Below are 20,634 nucleotides of genomic sequence, written 5' to 3'. Positions count from 1 at the left end.
CAGGCCGCCATGTCTGGGAGAGCGCTCTCGCAGTCAGGGGAATGGTTGCCCCGAGGTTTCTGTCATGTCAAGACCCGTGCGGCAATCCGACCGGTCGTCAGCGCCGTAGCAAATTGCCAGGTGCGGAGAGGTGTTGAGCGCAAACCCTTGACTTGTCGCAGCTCGGGCGCCAGAGTCCAGGTCGATGGGAGAGCGCTCTCCAGATCGTTTCCCCGTCACCTGTCATTCCCCATCCCGAAACATTCGCCCCGCGGCCGAGCGCCACCCCCCGCAAGGAGTCACCCATGTCCAGCGCCCACCCCGGCCGGAGAGCTCCCTTCCTCGCCGCCGCCACCGCCCTCGCCGCCGCCACCGCCCTCACCCTGGCCGGCTGCTCCAGCAGCGGCGGATCGGCCGGCGACGACGCCGACGCGAAGATCACGCTCACCGTCAACCTGTTCTCCGAGTTCGGCTACGCCGATCTCTACAAGCAGTACGAGCAGGCACACCCCAACATCACCATCAAGGAGAACCGCGCCGACCTGGGCGCCCACCACCAGAACCTCCAGGCGCACCTGCTCGCCGGCTCCGGCACCGCCGACATCGAGGCGATCGAGATCGGCCAGGTCGCGGGCTTCCAGCCGCAGGCGTCGAAGTTCGTCAACTTCCTCGACAACGGCGTCAGCAAGGACCAGTGGGTGCCGTCCAAGACCGCGCCCGCCTCCAGCGCCGACGGCAAGACGCTGTTCGGTGTCGGCACCGACATGGGCGGCATGGCCCTCTGCTACCGCAGCGACCTCTTCAAGGCCGCCGGCCTGCCCACCGAGCGCGACCAGGTCTCCGCGCTGCTCACCGACTGGCCCGCGTACGTCGCCGCCGGCAAGGAGTTCCTCGCCAAGAGCCCCAACAAGGGCGCCAAGTGGTTCGACAGCGCGGGCAACCTCTTCAGCGCCGTCGTCGCCCAGGCCCCGACCGGCTTCTACGACGAGTCCGGCAAGGTCGTCGTCACGGAGAACACGGCCGTCCGCTCGGCGTTCGACCTCGTCGCCGGCGCCGTCAAGGAGGGCCAGTCGGCCGGCATCCAGGCCTTCACCCCGGCCTGGGACACCGGCTTCCAGAAGAGCCAGTTCGCCACCGTCGCCTGCCCCGCGTGGATGAGCTACGAGTTCAAGGCCAACCCGCCCGTCGACGGCGGCACGTGGGACATCGCCCGCATCCCCGGCGGCGGCGGCAACTGGGGCGGCTCGTACCTCACCGTGCCGAAGTCCGGCAAGCACACCAAGGCGGCCGTCGAGCTCGCCAAGTGGCTGACCGCGCCCGAGCAGGAGGCCTGGCTCTTCAAGAACAAGGGCTACTTCCCCTCCGACCAGGCGCTGTGGAGCCAGCCGGACATCGCGAACTACACCGACCCGCTGTTCAACAACGCGCCCACCGGCAAGATCTTCTCGCAGTCCGCGAAGGACCTGAAGCCGCAGCCGCTCGGCGCGCACGGTGCGGAGATCGGCACCGCCCTCGGCAACGCCCTCACCTCCATCGAGCAGGGCAAGGCCGACGGCGACACCGCCTGGAAGAAGGCCCTCGCCGACGTCGCCAACATCACCGGCTGACCATCCCCGACTCCGCGGCGCCGGCGCGCACCTGACCCGCCGCCGGCGCCGCGGCCCACCGCAGCAAGGAGCACCTCGCCATGGCCGCGACCGTGTCCGCCGACACGCCGCTGCGCCCCGCCCGCGCACCGGCCGCCCGCTGGCACCGCATCGAGCGGAAAGCCTCGCCCTACCTGTACGTCGCCCCGTTCTTCCTGGTGTTCACCGTCTTCGGGCTCTTCCCGATGCTCTACACCGGCTACGTCTCCCTCACCGGCTGGCGGGCCGACCAGCCCGGCTCGGAGAGCACCTGGGTCGGCCTGGAGAACTACGGCAAACTGATCGACGACCCGTTCTTCTGGAACGCCCTGAAGAACACCCTGGGCATCGGCGTCCTCGCCACCGTGCCGCAGCTGCTCTTCGCCCTCGGCCTCGCCCACATGCTCAACTACCGCATGCGCGGCCGCACGTTCTTCCGGCTCGGCATCCTGCTGCCCAACGTCACCTCGGTCGCCGCGGTCACCCTGATTTTCGTCCAGCTCTTCGGCCGCGACTTCGGCCTGATCAACTGGGTGCTCGAACTCTTCGGCGTCGACCACATCGACTGGCAGGCCGGCACGCTCTCCTCGTGGACGGCGATCGCCTCCATCGTCACCTGGCGCTGGACGGGCTACAACGCGCTGATCTACCTCGCCGCGATGCAGTCCGTGCCGTTCGAGCTGTACGAGGCCGCGGCGATCGACGGGGCGAGCCGCTGGCGGCAGTTCCGGTCGATCACCGTGCCGATGCTGCGGCCGACGATCCTCTTCACCGTGATCGTCTCCACCATCGGCGCCCTGCAGCTCTTCGGCGAGCCGATGCTCTTCAGCCAGCAGCAGGACCCGACGACCGGCGGCTCCCAGCACCAGTTCCAGACGCTGGCGCTCTACTCGTACAACCAGTTCTGGGGGCGCTTCAAGTACGGCTACGGCGCGGCGATCTCGTGGGCGATGTTCCTGCTGATCGTCGTCATCGTCGCGGCCAACCTGCTCGCCGCCCGCCGGATGAAGGGGCTGGACACCTCATGAGCCGCAACCGCCAACTCTCCGCCGGCAAGGGCGTGTACGCGACCCTGGCGGTCGGCGTGCTGCTGTCGGTGTTCCCGCTCTACTGGACGGTGGTCGCCGCCTCCCGTACGAACACCGACATCCACCGGGTGCCGCCCGTGCTGCTGCCCGGCGGCAACCTGTGGCACAACGTCACCGAGGCCTTCGCCCAGACCGACATGCAGCTGGCCCTGGTCAACTCCTTCGCCGTGTCGGCGACCGTGACGGTCTGCGTGGTGCTGACCTCCGCGCTGGGCGGGTTCGCGTTCGCCAAGCTGCCGTTCCGGGGCCGCAACCCGCTGCTCGCCACCGTCGTCGCCACCATGATGGTGCCGACCCAGCTGGGCATCATCCCGCTGTACATCATGATGGCCAACTGGTTCCACTGGGCCGACCACCTGCAGGCCCTGATCGTGCCGGCCGTCGCCAACGCGTTCGGGCTGTTCTTCATGCGGCAGTACCTCGTGACCGCCGTGCCCGACGAACTCCTCGACGCCGGACGGATGGACGGCTGCACCACGCGCGGCCTCTTCTGGCACGTCGCCCTTCCCGCGGCCCGTCCCGCGATGGCCGTGCTCGGCATGCTCACCTTCATGGCCACCTGGAACGACTTCTACTGGCCCAAGGTCGTCATGACCCAGCAGAACCCGACCATCCAGCTCACCCTGTCCGAGCTGGCCAGCGGCTACATCAAGGACTACTCCCTCGTGCTCACCGGCGCCCTGGTGGCCAGCCTCCCCGTCATCGCCGTCTTCCTCGTGATGGGCCGTCAGATCATCGACGGCATCATGCAGGGGGCGGTGAAGGGATGACCACCATCGACAGCATCCTCGACCACCTCGCAGCCTCCCTCGACACCGCGCAGAAGGCCCGACTGCTCTCCGGCGGCGGCGTCTTCCGCACCAGCGCCGAACCCGCCGTCGGCATGCGCGCCATCGTCACCTCCGACGGCCCCATCGGCGTCCGCGGCGAGCGGTGGGACGAGGCCGACACCGCCCTCGCCCTGCCGTCCTGCACCGCCATGGCCGCCAGCTGGGACGAGGAGCTCGTCACCCGGCTCGGCGCCCTGCTCGCCGCCGAGGCCCGCCGCAAGGGCGTCGACATGCTCCTCGGGCCGACCCTCAACCTGCACCGGTCGCCCTTCGCCGGGCGGCACTTCGAGTGCTTCGCGGAGGACCCCCTCCTCACCGCCCGGATCGGCGCGGCCTACATCCGCGGCGTGCAGGGCGGCGGAGTCGCCGCCACCGCCAAGCACTTCGTGGCCAACGAGTCGGAGACCGAGCGCCTCACCATGAGCGCCGACGTCGACGAGCGCACCCTGCGCGAGGTCTACCTCGCGCCGTTCGAGGCCGCCGTCGACGCCGGCGTGTGGGCCGTCATGACGGCGTACAACGGCGTCAACGGCGAGCCCATGGCGGAGAGCCGGCTGCTCGACGAGCCGCTCAAGGGCGAGTGGGGCTACGACGGCCTGGTCGTCTCCGACTGGGGCGCCGTCCGCTCCACCGACGCCACCGTCGACCTCGCCATGCCCGGCCCGAACGAGCACTGGGGCGAGCGCCTGGCCGACGCCGTCCGCGACGGCCGGGTGCCGGAGTCCGTCCTCGACGACCGCGTACGGCGGCTGCTGCGCCTCGCCGAACGCGTCGGCGCCTTCGAGGAGGCCCCGCCCGCCGTCGGCGCCGACCCGGCCGAGGCCCGCGGACTGCTCCGCGAGGCCGCCGCGGCGGGAGCCGTGCTCCTCACCAACCGGGACGGCCTGCTGCCGCTCGACGCCACGGCGCTGCGCCGCATCGCCGTCATCGGCCCGAACGCCGCCACCGCGCGCATCCAGGGCGGCGGCAGCGCCGCGGTCTTCCCCGCGTCCGTGGTGTCACCGCTGGACGGCATCCGCGCGGCCCTGCCCGCGGGCACCGTGCTCGACCACGCCTCCGGCGTCCGCACCTCGGTGCGTCCGCGGCCCGTCGAGCCGGCCGACTGCCGTAACCCGTCCACCGGCGCCCCCGGCGTCCGGGTGCGGTTCCTCACCGCCGACGGCACCGTGCTGCACGTCGAGGACCGGCCCAGCGGCCGCTCGTTCGAGGTCGACGAGAGCGTCGACATGAACGGCCTCCACACGATCGAGATCCGCACCGTGCTGCGGGCGCCGTCCGCCGGCCGCTGGCAGATCGGCGTCGTCGGCCTCGGCGCCGTCCGGCTGGAGGCCGACGGACGGCAGCTGGTCGGGGAGTACGTCTCCCCCGAGTCCGACGACCCGACCTACCTGCACGTCTCGCCGTCGTTCCGGCAGGTCGGCCTCGACCTCGCCGACGGCCAGGAGACCGAGCTGCTGGCCTGCCGGGTCTTCGAGCCCGGCCACGGCCGGGTGCTGGCCCTCACCGCCGACCCGCCGTCCGCCACCCCCGCGGAGGAGCTGGCCGCGGCCGTCGAACTCGCCCGCGGGGCCGACGCCGTGGTCGTGGTGGTCGGCACCTCGGCCGAGCACGAGAGCGAGGGCTTCGACCGCGCCACCCTGCGGCTGCCCGGCGAGCAGGACGCCCTGGTCTCCGCCGTCGCCGCGGCCAACCCGGCCACCGTGGTCGTCGTCAACTCGGGCGGACCCGTCCTGATGCCCTGGCGCGACGAGGTCGCGTCGGTGCTCCTCGGCTGGTTCCCCGGGCAGGAGGGCGGCGACGGCCTGGCCGACGTGCTCTTCGGGCACGCCGAACCCGGCGGCCGCCTGCCGACCACCTGGCCCGCCGCCGACGACGGGCCCGCCGTGCCGCACACCCGCCCCGACGGCGGCCGGCTCGCCTACCGCGAGGGCCTGCACCTCGGCCACCGCGGCTGGCTGCGCGAAGGCGCCACGCCCGCCCACTGGTTCGGGCACGGCCTCGGCTACGGCGACTGGGAGTACCTCGCCGTGGAGGTGCCGCAGCAGATCGCCCCGGACCGCGGGTTCAGCGTGCGCGCGGTGCTCCGCAACAGCGGCACCCGGCGCTCCCGCGAGATCGTCCAGGTGTACCTCTCCCGGCCCGGCAGCGCGGTGGAGCGGCCGGTGCGCTGGCTGGCCGGCTTCGCCCCGGTGCACGCCGGACCCGGCTGCCGGGTCGAGGTGCAGATCGACGTGCCCCCGCGGGCCCTGGCCCACTGGTCGACCGACGAGCGGCAGTGGCTGGCCGAGAAGGGCGTCTTCACGGTGCTCGCCGGGCCGTCCTGCGGCGACCTCCCGCTGACCGCGACCGTCGAGGTGACGGCCACGCGGACCTGACCGCCCCCGGCGGGCGGGCACCGGAGCGGCGGCGGCCGCGCCGGTGCCCGCGGGCCGGACGGCGCCGCCGGGCGGCCGCAGCCTGGAGCTAGGCTGGCGGCCGCCCGGCACCACCACCCGAGGGAGCACCATGAAGGCCGTCACCGACCGTCCGATCCGCTGGGGCGTGCTCGCGACCGGCGGCATCGCCGCCTCCTTCACCGAGGATCTCCTCGGCGTCGAGGGAGCCGAGGTCGTCGCCGTGGCCTCCCGCGCGGAAGGGCCGGCACGCGCCTTCGCCGACCGCTTCGGCATCCCCCGGGCGTACGGCACCTGGCAGGAACTCGCCGCCGACCGGGACGTCGACGTGGTGTACGTCGCCACGCCGCACGCCTACCACCACCGGGCGGCCACGCTGCTGCTGGAGGGCGGAAGGTCCGTGCTGTGCGAGAAGCCGTTCACCCTCAACGCCGGGCAGACCGCCGACCTCGTCGCCACCGCGCGCACGCACGACCTCTTCCTCATGGAAGCCATGTGGACGTACCTCGACCCGACGATCCGGCGGATCACCGCGCTCGTCGCCGACGGCGCGATCGGCGAGGTGCAGTCCGTGCACGCCGACTTCGGCTTCACCGCCGCGCACGACCCGACGCACCGGCTGTGGGACCCCGCCCTCGGCGGCGGCGCCCTGCTCGACCTCGGCGTCTACCCGGTCTCCTTCGCCCAGTTGCTCCTCGGCGAGCCGGAGTCGGTGCACGCCTGGGCGAAGCTCAGCCCCGAGGGCGTCGACGCCAACACCGGCATCGTGCTCGGCCACGCGAACGGCGCCACCGCGCTGCTGGCCTGCTCGCTGACCGCGCAGAGCGGGCAGCGCGCCACCGTGCAGGGCTCCGCCGGCCGGATCGAGATCGACCGCGACTTCTTCCACCCCGACGGCTTCGTGCTGCACCGCGACGGCCGCGAGCCGGAGGAGTACCGCGCCGCGCCCCGCGTCGGCCACGGCTACGGCCTGGAGGCCGCCGAGGTCGGCCGCTGCCTGAGGGACGGCCTGACGGAGTCGCCGCTGGTGCCGCTCGACGGCTCGCTCGCGGTGATGCGTACGCTGGACGCGGTCCGGGACCGGATCGGGGTGCGGTACCCCGGCGAGTGACAGCCCCGGCCGGGAGGGGACTGCCGTGGAACTGCTGCCGACCGCGGAGTTCGTACGCACGCTTCCGCACGGCACGGTGTTCGCCGCCGCCCATCTCACCGACGCCGACGGGCATCCGCTGATGCTCCGCTCCGTCTACGACCCGGAGCTGTGGCAGCTGCCCGGCGGCAACCTCGACTTCGGCGAGGACCCGTGGGGCTGCGCCCGGCGCGAGACGTGGGAGGAGACCGGCCTGATGCTCCCCGAGGAGCCCGGCCGGCTCCTCACCGTCATGTACGCACCGCCGGTCGGCGAACTCCCCTTCAAGATCGGGTTCGTCTTCGACGGCGGCGCCCTGGACTCCGGCCAGCTCGCCGCGATCCGGGTCGACCCGGCCGAGCACACCCGGTTCTGCGTGCAGCCGCTCGCCGACTGGGCGGCCGAACTCACCCCACGGCGGCTGCGGTTCCTGGAGTCCGTCGACCGGGCACGCAGCACCGGCCGGGCCGACTACCTCTTCCTCGGCCCGATGCCGGGCAAGCGGTGAGACCCCGGACGGAGGTCAGGCCCGGCCCATCGCCCGGTCGACGCGGATCTCGATCACCACGCGCTCGGGGTTGACCCGCGGCTGCCGGTAGCGCTCGGCGTAGCGGCGCACGGCGTCGGCGACCGCGTCCGGGTCGTCGCTCACCCGGGCCACGCCCTCGATCGTCGCCCAGCGGGCCCGGTCGACCTGGCAGAGCGCCACCCGCGCCCCGGCCTCGCCCGCCTCGACGACGTTCCGCACCTTGCGGCTCGTCCGGCTGCTGATCACCCGGGCCGTCAGGGTCTCCGGATCGAAGGTCGCCCCGACCGGCACCACGTGCGGGCTGCCGTCCGGGCGCGGGGTGGTGAGTGTGCAGAGCTGGTACTCCCGCCAGAAGGCGAGGTAGGCGTCGTCGAGTGCGTGCAGGTCATGGGCCATGACGGGCATGCTACGGGTCACCGCGGGCCGCGCTGTCCACCGGCGGAGGTCGGCGGTAGCGTTCGGCCCTGCAGCATGTCCGCTCACGGGCACGCGCGGAGTCCGACGTGACGAAGGATCGGGGTACCCGTGGTGGGGTTGGCCGAGCAGGCGGCAGAAGCGGCGAGCGGCAGACCGGCGGTGCCGGGGTTCGCACCGTGGCCGCCGCAGGGGGACGGCAGGGAGCGGGGCAGGGCGTTGCGCCGGCGGACGCCCAGGGCGGCGCACGGCGGGTTCGAGGCGGCGGCCGACCGGCCGTCCGTGGCCGACGCGGTGGCGGAGGCCAACGCCGGGCGGCTGGACCACCTGGTGCCGATAAGGGTGGGCCGGATGGCGGCGTCGCCGTTCTCCTTCCTGCGCGGCTCGGCCGGTCTGATGGCGCACGACCTCGCGGGCACCCCGGCCTCCGGGGTGGTCGCGCAGCTGTGCGGCGACGCGCACGCCGCCAACTTCGGCCTGTACGGCGATCCGCGGGGCCGGCTGGTGATCGACATCAACGACTTCGACGAGACCGCGCCCGGTCCGTGGGAGTGGGACCTCAAGCGGCTGGCCGCGAGCCTGGTGCTCGCCGGGCGGCAGGCCGGCGCGGGCGAGGACGTGTGCCGCGACGCGGCGTTCCACGCGGCCGCGTCGTACCGGCGGACGATGCGCAGACTGGCGAAGCTGCCCGCGGTGGACGCCTGGAACGCGATCGCCGACGAGAACCTCGTCGCCTTCACCGAGGCGCACGATCTCACCGGGGTGCTGGCCGCGGTGGGTGAGAAGGCGCTGCGCAACACCAGCGCGCGGTTCGCTGCCAGGTCGACCGCCCGCCGGGAGGACGGCAGTTGGCGGTTCACCGAGGCGCCGCCGGTGCTGAGTGCGGTGCCGGACGCGGAGGCCGCGGCCGTCGCCGGTTCGCTCGCCGGCTACCTCTCCACGGTGGCACCCGAGATGGTGCCGCTGCTCGCCCGCTACAGCGTGCAGGACGTGGCGTTCCGCATCGTGGGTACCGGCAGCGTCGGCACCCGGGCGTACGTGGTGCTGCTGGTCGACCTGCGGGAGCAGCCGCTGGTGCTGCAGGTCAAGGAGGCCCGCCCGTCGGTGCTCCTGCCGCACCTGGCCCGGGCGGGCTTCGCGGTGAGCGGTGCGGCCGAGCACGAGGGGCAGCGGGTGGTGCTGGGGCAGCGGCGCATCCAGGTGGTCAGCGACGTGCTGATGGGCTGGACGACCGTCGACGGACTCCCTTACCAGGTGCGGCAGTTCCGCAACCGCAAGGGCAGCGTCGACCCGGCCGCCCTGCTGCCGGAGCAGCTCGACGACTACGGCCGGATCACCGGCGCCCTGCTCGCCCGGGCGCACGCGCACACCGCCGACGCGGCGGTGATCGCCGGATACGCCGGCAAGAACGCGGAGTTGGACGAGGCGATGGCGGCCTTCGCCGTGGCGTACGCCGACCGCAGCGAGGCCGACCACGCCGAGCTGCTGGCGGCCGTGCGCGCCGGGCGGCTGCCCGCCGAGACCGGCATCTGACCGGAGCCCGGCCGGCCCGATGATCTGACGAATCGTCAATCGGCCAACGGGCATGCCTGTTGGCCGGTTCGCATCCTTCCAGGCGCCCCTGCCGTACGCGTACGGTCGGGTGCGGTGCCGCCCCGTGGCACCGCACCCGGCCCGCACGCCGGGTCTGCGCACGACGACGGCCTGGAGGACAGGATGACCACCGCGCGCCCCGCCGCCCCCGACGCAACCGACGCCCCCGCACTCGTCCCGCTGCACTGCCTGCGCCACGCGGAGCCCGGCCCGCCGCGGCAGGCCGCCCTGCCCACCGGCACCCCGGTCTGGCTGGTGACCCGGCACGGCGACGTCCGCCAGGTGCTGACCGACCCGCGGCTCGACCGCGCCTCGCTGTACGCCCCGGGCGCCCCCGCCGTCTCCCTCACCCCCAACCTGCTGGACGACCCGCAGGCGCTGCTCAACCTGGACGGCGAGGAGCACCGGCGGCTGCGCCGCACCGTGCAGCGGGCCTTCACCCCGCGGGCCATCGCCCGCTGGCGGCCCTGGGTCGCGTCCGTGGTCGACGGCCTGCTGGACGAGCTGGAGAAGTCCGGCTCCCCCGCCGACGTGATCGCCGGGTTCAGCCGCCCGCTGCCGGTCGCCGTGATCAGCCGCCTGATGGGCCTGGACGGCCTCGACCTGCAGCGCCTCGGCCACTGGAGCGACCACGCCCTCTCCGCCGGCGCCCACACCGCCGAGGAGATCGGCGCGGCGATGCGGGAGTTCGGGGAGTTCGGCGGCAAACTCGTCGCCGAACGGCGCGCCGCCCCCGGTGACGACCTGGTGAGCAGCCTCGTCGAGGCCGCCGACCACACCGAGGGCGTCACCCCGCAGCAACTCGTGTCGCTGGTCTGCGGGCTGGTGGTGGCCGGGCACGAGACCACCATGACCTCGCTCGGCAACGCGATCGTGCACGTCCTCTCGGAGGGCCGGGACAGCTGGCCCCGGATCGCCGGGAGCGAGGAGCAGGCGGCCCTGGCGGCCGAGCAGTTGCTGCGCGCGGTGCCGCTCGGCGACGGGACCGCCCTGCCGGGGCTGCTGCGGCGGGCCGTCGAGGACGTCGAGATCGGCGGGGTGCTGATCCCGGCGGGCAGTGTCGTCGCGGCGGACGGCGCCGCGGCCAACCACGACCCCTCGGTCTACCCGGAGGACGTCCCGCTGTTCGAGCCGCTCGGCACGCCGAGCCTGACGTTCGGCGCCGGTCCGCACCACTGCCTGGGCGCCTGGCTGGCCCGGATGGAGCTGGAACTCGCGCTGCACCGGCTGGCGGTGCGCTTCCCGACGCTCCGGCTGACCGGACCGCTGGAGGCGGTGGAGTGGCGCCGCGGCCTGCTCACCCGCAGCCCGCTGCGCCTGGAGGTGGCCTGGTGAGCGGGGACGCGCCGCACACCGTGGCGTCGCCGGAGGCGCTGGAGGTGCGGGTCGACCGGCTGCGGTGCGTGGGCACCGGGCTGTGCGCGGCGGCCGCGCCCGCCGACCTGGCGCTCGGCGCCGACGGCAAGGCGCGGCCGCTGCACGGGGCCGCCGCCGGCTCGCCCGAGCTGACCGAGGCGGCGGAGATGTGCCCGACCGAGGCGATCGCGGTGTACCGCGCCGCCACCGGCGAGCTGGTCGCCCCGCTGGACTGAGCAGGCCGCCACCGCGGGCACCGGCCGGTGGCCCGTGGGACCACCAGCACCGCGGTCCCACGGGCCGGTCCGCGGGCCGGCGTCGGTGCACAGGCCGGCGTCGGTGCACAGGCTGACGTCAGTGCACGGGCCGGCGTCAGTGCACCGGCTGGTGCCGGGGCTCCCCGGCGGCTCCGGCGGCTCCGGCGACGACCGCGGACGGTTCGCCGGACCGCCGGTCGACCGCCCAGGAGACGGTGGCGATCAGGCAGCCCGCGAGCGCGAGTGCCGCGCCGACGAGGGTGGGCGAGGTCCAGCCGAACCCGGCGCTCAGGGCGAGGCCGCCGAGGAAGGCGCCCTGGGCGTTGCCCAGGTTGAACGCGCCCTGCACGGTCGCCGAGGCGAGCGTCGGCGCGTTCCGGGCCTTCTGGAGGACGAGGGTCTGCACGGTCGGCACGACGGCGAACCCGGCGATGCCGATCATCACGACGGTCAGCGCGGCCGACCACTTCGCGTGCGAGGTCACGGCGAAGAGGCCCAGCATGAGGGCCATCAGCAGGAACGCCGCGCAGATGCTCGGCCGCAGCGCCCGGTCGGCCGCGTAGCCGCCCACCACGTTGCCGATCGTCATGCCGACGCCGAAGAGCGCCAGGACGACCGTCACCGAGCTCTCCGCGAAGCCGGAGACCTCGGTGAGGGTGGGGGTGATGTAGCTGTAGCAGGCGAAGAGCCCGGCGCAGCCGATCACCACGGTGGCCAGCGCCAGCCAGAGCTGGCCGCTGCGGAACGCGGACAGTTCGTGGCGCAGGCCGGCCTGCGGATGGCTCGGCAGGTGCGGGACGAGCCGGGCGATCGCGGCGGCGCCGAGCGCGCCGATCAGGACGACGACGAGCATCGCGGCGCGCCAGCCGAGCTGCTGCCCGAGCAGGGTGGCCGCGGGCACGCCGAGGATGTTGGCGACGGTCAGGCCGGAGAACATCACGGACACCGCGCGGGCGCGCTTGTCCGGGGTGGCGAGTTCGGCGGCGGCGACCGCCCCGGCGCCGAAGAACGCACCGTGCGGCAGGCCGGTGACGAGCCGGGCGACGGCGAGGAACGCGAAGTTCGGGGCGACGGCGCAGAGCAGGTTGCCGACGGTGAAGAGGACGGTGAGGCCGATCAGCACCGTCTTGCGCGGCATCCGGGCGCAGACCGCGGTGAGCAGCGGTGCCCCGATGACGACGCCGATCGCGTAGAGGGCGATGAGCCAGCCGGCCTGCGGGATGGAGACGTGCAGGCCGCCGGCGATCTGCGGCAGCAGGCCCATCGCGGCGAACTCGGTGGTGCCGATGGCGAAGGCGGTGACGGCGAGGGCGACGAGCGCCAGTGGCATGGGGAGGCTCCGTGGGTGGCCCGTCGTGGTGGCGGGTGCGCTGGTGCGACGGGCGGTCGCCGCTGACCGCCGGAGGATGCCCGCCGGTCCGTGGGATGCGGTGGGGGATCGGACGGGTTCGTACAGAATTCTACCAACAGGTGCCGGGCCGTCCCGGCCGGGGCGGGTCACGCGGCGGTGGTGAGGTCCCGGAGGCGGTGCAGCTCGGTGACGATGTCGTTGAGGGTCCGGCAGTCGGCGGGCAGGGCGCCGAGTGCGGGGTCGGCGGCGGCCGGGCCGCCGCGGCGGTCGAGCGCGTCGGCGACGGCGTCCAGGGCGTCGGTGACCTGACGCGCCGCCGGTCCGTCCGGACGGGACGCCCCGTGTTCCAGGCGGACGGCGCACGCGGTGGCGGCGTCCACGATCCGTTCCGCACCGGCGGTGACGCGCAGCCAGTCGCGGGCGTGCCCGGTGCGGAGCTCGACCGCCGCGGTCTCGGCGGCGGCCCGGGCCTCGGCGAGCGCCTGGTACGCGGCCCGCCGGAGGTCGGCGCGGTGGTCCTCGTCGGTGACGACGGTGTCGCCGGCGGCCAGCACGTGGTCGAGGTAGCGGCGGGTGTGCCGCAGGGCGTGCGCGGAGCGGTGGCCGACCCGTGCGCGGGTGTCGGCGAGCCTCGGCAGGTGCCCGACGAGCAGGACGAGCAGGCAGGCCGCGACGGTGTCGGCGAGCCGTGAGGGTGCCGCCTGCCGGTCGCCGCCGACGGAGACGAAGGTGAGCACGGTGACGGTGACGACCGCCGTCTGCAGGGCGAAGTGCCGCAGTGCGAAGGGGATGAGCGCCCCCAGCGCGGTCACCGCGACGGCCGGCCACCAGCGGCCCGCCGCCCAGGCCGCGATCGGCACGAACGCCAGCACCCCGACGGCCGTGCCGGCGAACCGGCTGACGACCCGGGAGAAGAGCGGCCCGAAGTCGGGCTTCACCAGGAACGCGGCGGTGGCGGGCAGCCAGTACCAGTGCTCGGTGTGCAGCAGCAGGGCGACGGCGGTGCTGACGGTCACGCACGCCGCCACCCGCAGGCCGTACTCGCGGCCGGCCGGGCCGAACGGGTGCACCGCGGGGCGCCGCCGCAGCTGGGGGCCGGTGTGCGCGGGCGCCGGCGGGTCGGTGTGGAAGGCGAGCCCGGCGGCGAGGACGGCCCGGTCGAAGGCGCTGCGGGCGGGGGTGTCGGAGACCGGGGCGGGCAGCGCACCGGGCACGCCGTCGCGGCGGACGGCGTCCGCGAGGCGGCGGGGGCCCTCGGCGATCCGGGGCGGGAGCGCGGTGCCCTCCCAGAGCAGGGCGACGCCCGCCTCGCAGAGCGCGGCGGCGGTGGCGAGGCGTCCGGCCAGGCGGTGGTCGGCGGTGCGGCGGCTGCCGGGCAGGCGCAGCAGGGCGCGCAGCCGCAGGGCCTCGTCGGCGCGGTCGAGTGCGGCGGTGAGCGCCCGGCGGGCGGGCTCGGCCCGCGGTGTGCCGACGGCGTCGAGGGCGTCGGCGAGCGCGTCGTAGACGGCGGCGACGACGGCCCGCTCGCCCTGGCCGCGGCCGCCGGTGCGGCGGCGCAGCGTCAGACGGAGCAGCAGGGGCCAGGCGGCGCCGGCGAGGAAGACGAGTGCGGCGGACCAGCCGGGCACGGGGAGCTGCATGCCGCTGCCGACCGCGGTCAGCACGAGCAGCTGCATCCCGGCGAGCGACCAGACGGCCCCGGCGACGCTGACGGCGCCGGAGACGAGGCCCACCGCGGCCAGCACGGGCAGCGCCCACCAGCCGCCGGGCCGGCCGAGCAGCAGGCCGAGCGCGCCGCCGAGCGCGGGCACGGTGATCGAGACCGCGGCGCCGCGCCACGGGCCGGGGCGGTCGTTGATGCCGGCGAACATCGCCCCGAGCCCGGCCAGCACACCGGCCTGCGGGCGGCCGGTGGCGAGGCACACGGCGAGCACCGGGCCCATCCCGAACGCCCCGCGCGCCATCGCCGCCCACGGGGCGGGTCCGCGCTGCCAGCGCAGCGGGTGCAGCAGCCAGCCGGGTGCGGGATGCGGGGTCCGGGTCACGGTCCTCCTCGGTACGGGATCTTCCGGAAGTCTAGACGGGGAGTTTGTCCCGGTTGCTGCGGCACGGTTACGGAATCGTGTCCGGCGGTGCCCGGAAAGAGAAATTGACGACCGTTCATCTCCTTGACGGCACCTGGGGTCGTCAGTACATTCCCGGTACCCCATAGGCATGACAGCAAAGGCACGAAGTGGACTGGTACCTGACCGTTCTCAAGAATTACGCCGGATTCAGCGGCAGGGCCCGCCGCAAGGAATTCTGGATGTTCTCGTTGATCAACTTCGTGATCGCGGTCCTCCTCGCCGGCATCGGTACGGCCCTGGACACGAACCTGCTGTCCCTCATCTACTCGCTGGCCGTCTTCGTCCCGTCGCTGGCCGTCCTCGTCCGCCGTCTGCACGACACCGGCCGCTCCGGCTGGTGGGCGCTGATCGCGGTGATCCCGATCATCGGCGGCATCGTGCTGATCATCTTCACCGTGCTCGAAGGCGACCAGGCGCCCAACGCCCACGGCGTGAACCCGAAGCTCGCCGCGGCCCAGGCCTGACGGCCCCGGACGCCCCGCAACGCCCGGCCCGGGAACCGCCCCACAGCGGCGCTCCCGGGCCGGGCGTTTTGCGCGGCCGTCCTCCCGGAGAATGTCCGGTGAATACCGGGCGGACCACTCCGGAACTCCTGGACCACCTCCCGCCCCTTCCGTAACGTCCGGCGCCCCTGCGCCATTCCTGGACGGGTTCCGGAAGAGCGCCGGTCATTCACCCGCGGTCCGCCGTCCGCGGAATTCAGCCGACCGACCGTCACCACCGGCCGCCGGGGCGCGGGCGCGGCGCGGCGGCACGCCCGCGGGCCGGTGGGGTATACCTGGCGCTCGTGATGCGCAGGCGAGTGGTGGTGTCGGGTGTCGTCCAGGGAGTGTTCTTCCGGGACACCTGTCGGATGGAGGCCCAGGCGGGCGGGGTCGCCGGCTGGGTGCGGAACCTGCCCGACGGCCGGGTGGAGGCCGTCTTCGAAGGGCCGCCCGACGCGGTCGGGCGGATGCTCGACTGGTGCGGGCACGGCCCGCGGCAGGCCGTCGTCCGGGAGTGCCGGGTCACCGAGGAGGCCCCGGAGGGCCTGACCGGCTTCGAGGTCCGCCACACCCCGAGGTAGCCGCACGGGGGCTCTCGCTGCGGCGTCCACGCCCTGCCGCCGCTCCCGTACGCCCCGGACCCGACCCCGCGAGGCCGTCCTCGCCGGCGCCCTCGCCGCCGTCCTCGCGCCGGACGCGCGGGCGGCGCCGGTGGCCGGGTTCCTCGACTCCTCGGCTTCTCGGCTTCTCGGCTTCTCGACTCCTCAGAGCCGGGCGGGAGCACCGGCGCGGGCGAGGGCCAGCGCGGCGAGGGCCGCGGGGGCGCCCGCCTGGCCGCGGATGCCGGGGAAGGCGTTGACGTCGACGATCAGCGGGCCGTCCGGGGTGTCGAGCAGGTCGACGCCGTACACGTCGAGCCCGAAGACCTCCCCGGCGGCGTCGGCGAGGCCGCGCCAGGCGGCGGGCAGGTCGGCCGTGGCGAGCGGCCTCCGGGCGGCGGCCGGGTCGGCGGCGAGCTCGGAGCGGCGGCGCTCGGCGAAGACCTCCCCGCCGACGACCCAGAGCTTGACGTCCCAGCCGTCCGAGGGGGCGAGCGGCTGGACGACCACCGGCTCGTCGGGCCACGCGTCCGCGAGGCGGCGGGCGTCCGCCGGTCCGCGGACGGCGGCGACGAGGTCGCCGCGGCGGCTGTGCAGGCTCTTCACGACCAGCTGCCCGTCCGCGAGGAGGGCGGGGAGGTCGGCGGTGCCGGCCGTGCGGGTGGGCGCGAACGGCAGGCCGGCCGCGGTCGCCCGGTCGGCCATCCGCTGCCGGTGCTGGCAGAACGCGGTGGCGGCCACCCCGTTGAGCACCGGCACGCCCGCGGCCTCCCACCACGCGGCACGGTCCAGCGCCGCCGGGGTGCGCGCCTTGAGCAGGCACACGTCGGGCAGCCCGCGCGGCGGAGGACCGGTGGGGTGCTGGGTGTCGACCCGGTGCCCGGCGTCCCGGAGCAGGGCCGCCGTCGCGGCCAGCAACGGGTGCGCGGCGTCCGCCGTGAGCAGCCGGACGTGCAGCGCGCCGCTCACGCGGCCCCGCCGACCACGGCCGGCACGGTGTGCGCGGCGGTCGGCACGGTGTGCGCCGCGGCCTGCGCGGGCACCGCCGCGACGGACGGCCACGACGAGCCGGAGCGGGCGAGGCGCAGCACGGCCCGCGCCACCGTGGAGACGGCGTGCGGCACCTGCCGGAAGCTCGGGAAGTCGTTGACGTCGACGACGACCGGGCCGTCCGGGCCGAGCAGCACGTCGACGCCGAAGAGGTCGAGCCCGAAGACCTCGCCGACCTGGGCGGCGACCGCGGCGACGGCCGGGGCCAGCGTCACGGGCCGCTCGCGGTGCGGGCGGCCGGGGTGGAGCGGCGAGGTGCGCTCGGTGGCGAACAGCTCGCCGCCGGCGCTGTAGATCTTGAGGTCGGTCCCGCCGTTGGGCACGTACGGCTGCGCGATGAGCAGGCCCTCGCCGGCCAGCACCGCGCCGACGCGGGGCAGCAGGTCGGGGCGTTCGACGAGGTGCACGGCACGGCCGGAGCTGCCGTCGGCGGGCTTGACGACCAGCGGGTAGTGGGCGTCGGGGATCCGCGCCAGGTCCTCCCAGCTCGCCGCCGCCCAGGTCGGCGGCACCGGCAGGCCCCGGTGGGCGGCGATGACGGCGGCCTGCGCCTTGTCGCGGACGGGACGGATCGCCCGCGCGTCGTTGACGGTGGTCAGGCCGACGGCGGCGGCGGCCTCCAGCAGGCCGAGCCCGGGGCCGCCGGAGACGGTCTTCAGGACCCAGGCGTCGTGGTCGCCGGCGCGCACCAGCCCCCCGAGGTCGAGCAGGGAACTGCCCGGCCGCACCACGTCGACGTGGTGACCCCAGTCCGTCAGCCGGCGCACCACGTCGAGCGGCATCCCGTCGTTGCGGTAGTGCTCCTCGACCAGGAAACAGAACCTCATGGACAACTCCCGTCCCCTGCCGTGCAGCCACGGCGTGTTCACAGCGCTCCAGAATGCCACGAACCATCGGGGCAAGATCACCCAAGTCGTCCCCGAACCGCTACGAAATCGTCACGGGCGCCGCCCCGTTCGCGCACGGACGGGCAGGCCGACCGGACCGGCGGCTGCACCGGACGCCGCGTCACGAGGACGGCGGGGCACGGGATGTCACCGTCCTGTCCCGGATCCGTCCCGGCGGAACACAACCAGGTCACGGCCCGGAACGGCTCCGCACCGCGTCCGATGATCCCATTACTCTCACATGGTGAACCCTTGCCCTGTTCCGGGTAGGGGCCCCGGGACCGGAAGGAGGGGGCGGTGCACGAAACCGTCAGTACCGGACCCTTGATGACCACTGCCGCCGGCACCACAGGGACGACCGCGGCGACCCCTGCCGCCGGACCGTTCGCCCAGCGGACCACCCCCGACGTGCTGCACCCCGACGGCCTGCACGACCTGCGCGGAGGCCCGGTGCCCACCACGCTCCGCTACCCGCCGCAGGACCTCGTCGTCGTCACCGGCCTGCCCGGCAGCGGCAAGTCCACCCTGATGCGCCGCACCGCCCGCGCCCGGGTCATCGACTCCCAGCAGGCCCGCGAGCACTACGAACAGGCCCTGCCGCCACGACTCCCGTACGCCCTCTACCGGCCGCTCGTCCGGCTGCACCACTACCGCGGCCTGCACCACGCCCTCCTCGCGGGCGGCCCGCTGGTCGTGCACGACTGCGGCACCCTGCCCTGGGTGCGGAGCCGGCTCGCCCGCACCGCCGCCCGGCAGGGCCGGCGGCTGCACCTCGTCGTGCTCGACGCCAGCCCCGAACAGGCCGCCCGGGGCCAGCGCGAACGCGGCCGCCGCGTCTCCGCCTACGCCTTCGCCCGGCACCGCCGGGCCACGGCCCGCCTGCACGCCGAACTCGCCGCGGCCGACGGCCCCGTCGCCGGCTGCGCCTCCACCGTCGTGCTCGACCAGGACGGCGCGCTGCGGCTGCAGGCCATCGACTTCGGCGGCTGACGGCCCCAAAGGCCCGGCCGGGCGGCACGGACCTGCGGCCCGGCCGGGCGCACCGACACGGCTCAGGGCGTCAGGGGCCCAGGGCGTCAGGGGCCCAGGGCGTCACGGGCTCAGGGCGTCAGGGGCTCGGCAGGTGGCGCGCACGTACGCCTCGAAGCCGGCCGGCGGGTGGGGCTCTCCCCCGCCCACACCTGGCCGGGCCCGGCCCGCTCAGCCGAAGCGGCCGTTGACGTAGTCGGCGGTACGCGGATCGGCCGGGTCGGAGAACACCCGCGCCGTCGGGCCCGACTCGACGACCCGGCCGGGGCTGTCGTGGCCTGCCAGGAAGAACGCGCAGGACTGCGAAACCCGCTGCGCCTGCTGCATGTTGTGGGTGACGATGACGATCGTGAGCCGCCCGCGCAGCTCCGCGATGGTCTCCTCCACCCGCCGGGTGGAGGTCGGGTCGAGCGCCGAACAGGGCTCGTCCATCAGCAGGATCTCCGGCTGCACGGCCAGCGACCGGGCGATGCAGAGGCGCTGCTGCTGGCCGCCGGAGAGCGCGCCACCGGGGGTGTACAGCCGTCCGCCGACCTCCGCCCACAGCCCGGCGCGCCGCAGGCTCGACTCGACGAGGTCGTCGCGCTCGGCCCGGCCGGTCCTGAGTCCCGCCAGCTTCAGCCCGCTCACCACGTTGTCGTAGATCGTCATCGTGGGAAAGGGGTTGGGCCGCTGGAAGACCATGCCGATCCGCCGGCGCACCTCCGCCGGTCGCCGCCCGGGGGCGTAGACGTCGTCCTCGCCGAGCAGCACCCGGCCCGCGAGGGCGGCTCCCCGCACCATCTCGTGCATCCGGTTGAGGATCCGCAGGTACGTCGACTTGCCGCAGCCCGACGGGCCGATCAGCGCCGTCACCTCGCCCGCACGCATCGTCAGCGACACCCGGTCGAGCACCTTCCGCTCGCCGAACCACGCCGACACCCCCTGGGTCTCCAGCCCGAAGACCGGCGGGCGCGGCCCGGCCGCGGTCGGCAGGACGGCGGTGTCGTCGTGCGGCCCGGTGGTGGCGAGGGCGGTGCCCCCGACGGGCGGCAGCACCGCGGTGTCGGGGTCGGTCGCGTCGTTCATGGTGCGGTCCTTCCGGGAGCGTGCCAGGGGATCAGTACAGGTTGGGCAGCAGGGCGGCCGCGTTCTCGTAGACCGCCCACAGCAGGGCGACCGGCACCGGCGCGAGGCTCGTCCAGGCCGCCGCGGCGTGCCAGCGGCGGACGGCCGCGGTGAGCACCGCGACCGAGCCGAGCAGCGCCAGCGCCCACAGCTGGAGCCCGCCCAGGGCGGCCGTGTCGGCGGCGAGCGCCCGTTCCCCGGCGGGCAGTGCGGGGCGTCCGCCCGGGGCGGGCTGCGGTCCGCCCTCCAGCCGTGCGCCCACCAGCACCGTGCGGCCGGGCAGCGCACCCGGCCCGGCGGTGACGAGGACCAGCCGGTCGGCGGCGGTGTCCGCGATCGGGCGGTCGCCGTCGCCGAAGGCGTTGACGGTGTAGGTGAAGGCGCCCTGGCCGGTGGTCACCTCGATCCGGTCGCCGGCCCGCAGCCGGGCGAGACCGGCGAACGGCGCGCCGAAGGCCGTGCCCCGGCCGAAGAGCACGCTCACCCCGTGCTGCCCGGGCAGCACGGTGTCGCGGCGGTGGCCCGGCCCGCGCATCAGGTCGCGGCCGGAGGTGCCCTCCACCACCACCGTGTCGTGCAGCCCGATCGCCGGGATGCCGATCACCGCCACCGGCGCGCCCGGGTCGGTGGGCCCGGTCGGCGCGACGGCGTTCGCGAGCCGGTCGCGGAAGGTCTTGTAGGCGGTGGACTGCACGTGCTGCTCCTGGAGTCCGGAGAGCGCGGTGACGTAGCCGGCGAATCCGAGCAGCAGGGCAGCGGCCAGCACCGCGGCCCAGCCTGCCTGCACCGTCCGCCGGGCCGCGGATC

The 20,634-nt window shown here is 74.8% G+C and carries 19 protein-coding genes; 12 read left to right on the top strand and 7 right to left on the bottom strand.

Features of this window, described 5'->3' with window-relative positions; translation table 11 throughout:
• Positions 1-284: 284 nt before the first annotated feature.
• The 6 genes from OG335_RS31600 to OG335_RS31575 all read left to right on the top strand — a co-directional run bounded on the left by OG335_RS31600 (position 285) and on the right by OG335_RS31575 (position 7,552).
• Positions 285-1,586 (top strand): extracellular solute-binding protein, encoded by a 1,302-nt coding sequence (locus OG335_RS31600; protein WP_405014547.1) that lies wholly within the window; start codon positions 285-287, stop codon positions 1,584-1,586.
• A gap of 80 nt (positions 1,587-1,666) precedes the next feature.
• Positions 1,667-2,632 carry a carbohydrate ABC transporter permease gene (locus tag OG335_RS31595; RefSeq protein ID WP_405014546.1) on the top strand — a complete coding sequence of 322 codons (966 nt, stop codon included), beginning with the start codon at positions 1,667-1,669 and terminating at the stop codon, positions 2,630-2,632.
• Positions 2,629-3,462 (top strand): carbohydrate ABC transporter permease, encoded by an 834-nt coding sequence (locus tag OG335_RS31590; protein WP_405014545.1) that lies wholly within the window; start codon positions 2,629-2,631, stop codon positions 3,460-3,462. The genes OG335_RS31595 and OG335_RS31590 overlap by 4 nt, the downstream gene beginning before the upstream one ends.
• Positions 3,459-5,897: a beta-glucosidase gene (locus tag OG335_RS31585; protein WP_405014544.1), complete on the top strand. Its 2,439-nt coding sequence runs from the start codon at positions 3,459-3,461 to the stop codon at positions 5,895-5,897. Before OG335_RS31590 ends, OG335_RS31585 begins: the two co-directional genes overlap by 4 nt.
• A gap of 130 nt (positions 5,898-6,027) precedes the next feature.
• Complete coding sequence (locus OG335_RS31580; protein WP_405014543.1) at positions 6,028-7,026, top strand: Gfo/Idh/MocA family protein; 999 nt, start codon at positions 6,028-6,030, stop codon at positions 7,024-7,026.
• A gap of 25 nt (positions 7,027-7,051) precedes the next feature.
• A complete protein-coding gene (locus OG335_RS31575) occupies positions 7,052-7,552 on the top strand; it encodes an NUDIX domain-containing protein (RefSeq protein WP_405014542.1) in 501 nt (166 codons plus the stop codon).
• A gap of 15 nt (positions 7,553-7,567) precedes the next feature.
• Here OG335_RS31575 and OG335_RS31570 read toward each other — a convergent pair whose 3' ends face one another.
• Positions 7,568-7,969, bottom strand: a complete 402-nt coding sequence (locus OG335_RS31570; RefSeq protein WP_405014541.1) for a pyridoxamine 5'-phosphate oxidase family protein — start codon at positions 7,967-7,969, stop codon at positions 7,568-7,570.
• Positions 7,970-8,098: 129 nt separating this feature from the next.
• On the opposite strand from OG335_RS31570, the gene OG335_RS31565 reads away from it, so the two are divergent.
• The 3 genes from OG335_RS31565 to OG335_RS31555 all read left to right on the top strand — a co-directional run bounded on the left by OG335_RS31565 (position 8,099) and on the right by OG335_RS31555 (position 11,172).
• Complete coding sequence (locus OG335_RS31565) at positions 8,099-9,520, top strand: DUF2252 domain-containing protein (RefSeq protein ID WP_405014540.1); 1,422 nt, start codon at positions 8,099-8,101, stop codon at positions 9,518-9,520.
• A gap of 183 nt (positions 9,521-9,703) precedes the next feature.
• On the top strand, positions 9,704-10,915 hold the full coding sequence (locus tag OG335_RS31560; RefSeq protein ID WP_405014539.1) for a cytochrome P450: 1,212 nt from the start codon (positions 9,704-9,706) through the stop codon (positions 10,913-10,915).
• On the top strand, positions 10,912-11,172 hold the full coding sequence (locus OG335_RS31555; protein ID WP_405014538.1) for a ferredoxin: 261 nt from the start codon (positions 10,912-10,914) through the stop codon (positions 11,170-11,172). Before OG335_RS31560 ends, OG335_RS31555 begins: the two co-directional genes overlap by 4 nt.
• A gap of 136 nt (positions 11,173-11,308) precedes the next feature.
• Here the strand turns inward: OG335_RS31555 and OG335_RS31550 are convergent, their stop codons facing one another.
• Entirely contained in the window at positions 11,309-12,523 is a 1,215-nt protein-coding gene (locus OG335_RS31550; protein WP_405014537.1) for an MFS transporter, read from the bottom strand.
• A 167-nt stretch (positions 12,524-12,690) separates the two neighbouring features.
• The gene (locus OG335_RS31545) at positions 12,691-14,589 is read right to left on the bottom strand and encodes an FUSC family protein (protein WP_405014536.1); all 1,899 of its coding nucleotides are present in this window, start codon (positions 14,587-14,589) and stop codon (positions 12,691-12,693) included.
• A gap of 188 nt (positions 14,590-14,777) precedes the next feature.
• Between OG335_RS31545 and OG335_RS31540 the strand changes: the two genes are divergently transcribed.
• Both OG335_RS31540 and OG335_RS31535 read left to right on the top strand, forming a co-directional pair.
• The gene (locus OG335_RS31540; protein ID WP_405014535.1) at positions 14,778-15,134 is read left to right on the top strand and encodes a DUF805 domain-containing protein; all 357 of its coding nucleotides are present in this window, start codon (positions 14,778-14,780) and stop codon (positions 15,132-15,134) included.
• Positions 15,135-15,457: 323 nt separating this feature from the next.
• Positions 15,458-15,736, top strand: coding sequence for an acylphosphatase (locus OG335_RS31535; protein ID WP_405014534.1), 279 nt, complete (start codon positions 15,458-15,460; stop codon positions 15,734-15,736).
• A gap of 183 nt (positions 15,737-15,919) precedes the next feature.
• Here OG335_RS31535 and OG335_RS31530 read toward each other — a convergent pair whose 3' ends face one another.
• Together OG335_RS31530 and OG335_RS31525 are read right to left on the bottom strand one after the other, a co-directional pair.
• Positions 15,920-16,723, bottom strand: coding sequence for a RimK family alpha-L-glutamate ligase (locus tag OG335_RS31530; RefSeq protein WP_405014533.1), 804 nt, complete (start codon positions 16,721-16,723; stop codon positions 15,920-15,922).
• Complete coding sequence (locus tag OG335_RS31525; RefSeq protein WP_405014532.1) at positions 16,720-17,631, bottom strand: RimK family alpha-L-glutamate ligase; 912 nt, start codon at positions 17,629-17,631, stop codon at positions 16,720-16,722. The genes OG335_RS31530 and OG335_RS31525 overlap by 4 nt, the downstream gene beginning before the upstream one ends.
• A 387-nt stretch (positions 17,632-18,018) precedes the next feature.
• On the opposite strand from OG335_RS31525, the gene OG335_RS31520 reads away from it, so the two are divergent.
• Positions 18,019-18,681, top strand: a complete 663-nt coding sequence (locus tag OG335_RS31520) for an AAA family ATPase (RefSeq protein WP_405014531.1) — start codon at positions 18,019-18,021, stop codon at positions 18,679-18,681.
• 210 nt (positions 18,682-18,891) lie between these two features.
• Here OG335_RS31520 and OG335_RS31515 read toward each other — a convergent pair whose 3' ends face one another.
• A complete protein-coding gene (locus OG335_RS31515) occupies positions 18,892-19,788 on the bottom strand; it encodes a phosphate ABC transporter ATP-binding protein (protein ID WP_405014530.1) in 897 nt (298 codons plus the stop codon).
• 31 nt (positions 19,789-19,819) lie between these two features.
• Positions 19,820-20,593: a sortase gene (locus tag OG335_RS31510; RefSeq protein ID WP_405014529.1), complete on the bottom strand. Its 774-nt coding sequence runs from the start codon at positions 20,591-20,593 to the stop codon at positions 19,820-19,822.
• Positions 20,594-20,634: the final 41 nt, after the last annotated feature.

It is taken from the genome of Kitasatospora sp. NBC_01539, from assembly GCF_045040525.1.
Lineage (GTDB): Bacteria > Actinomycetota > Actinomycetes > Streptomycetales > Streptomycetaceae > Kitasatospora.
The sequence above is the reverse complement of the archived record's forward strand: the minus strand, read 5'-3'. Positions and strand labels throughout refer to the sequence as shown.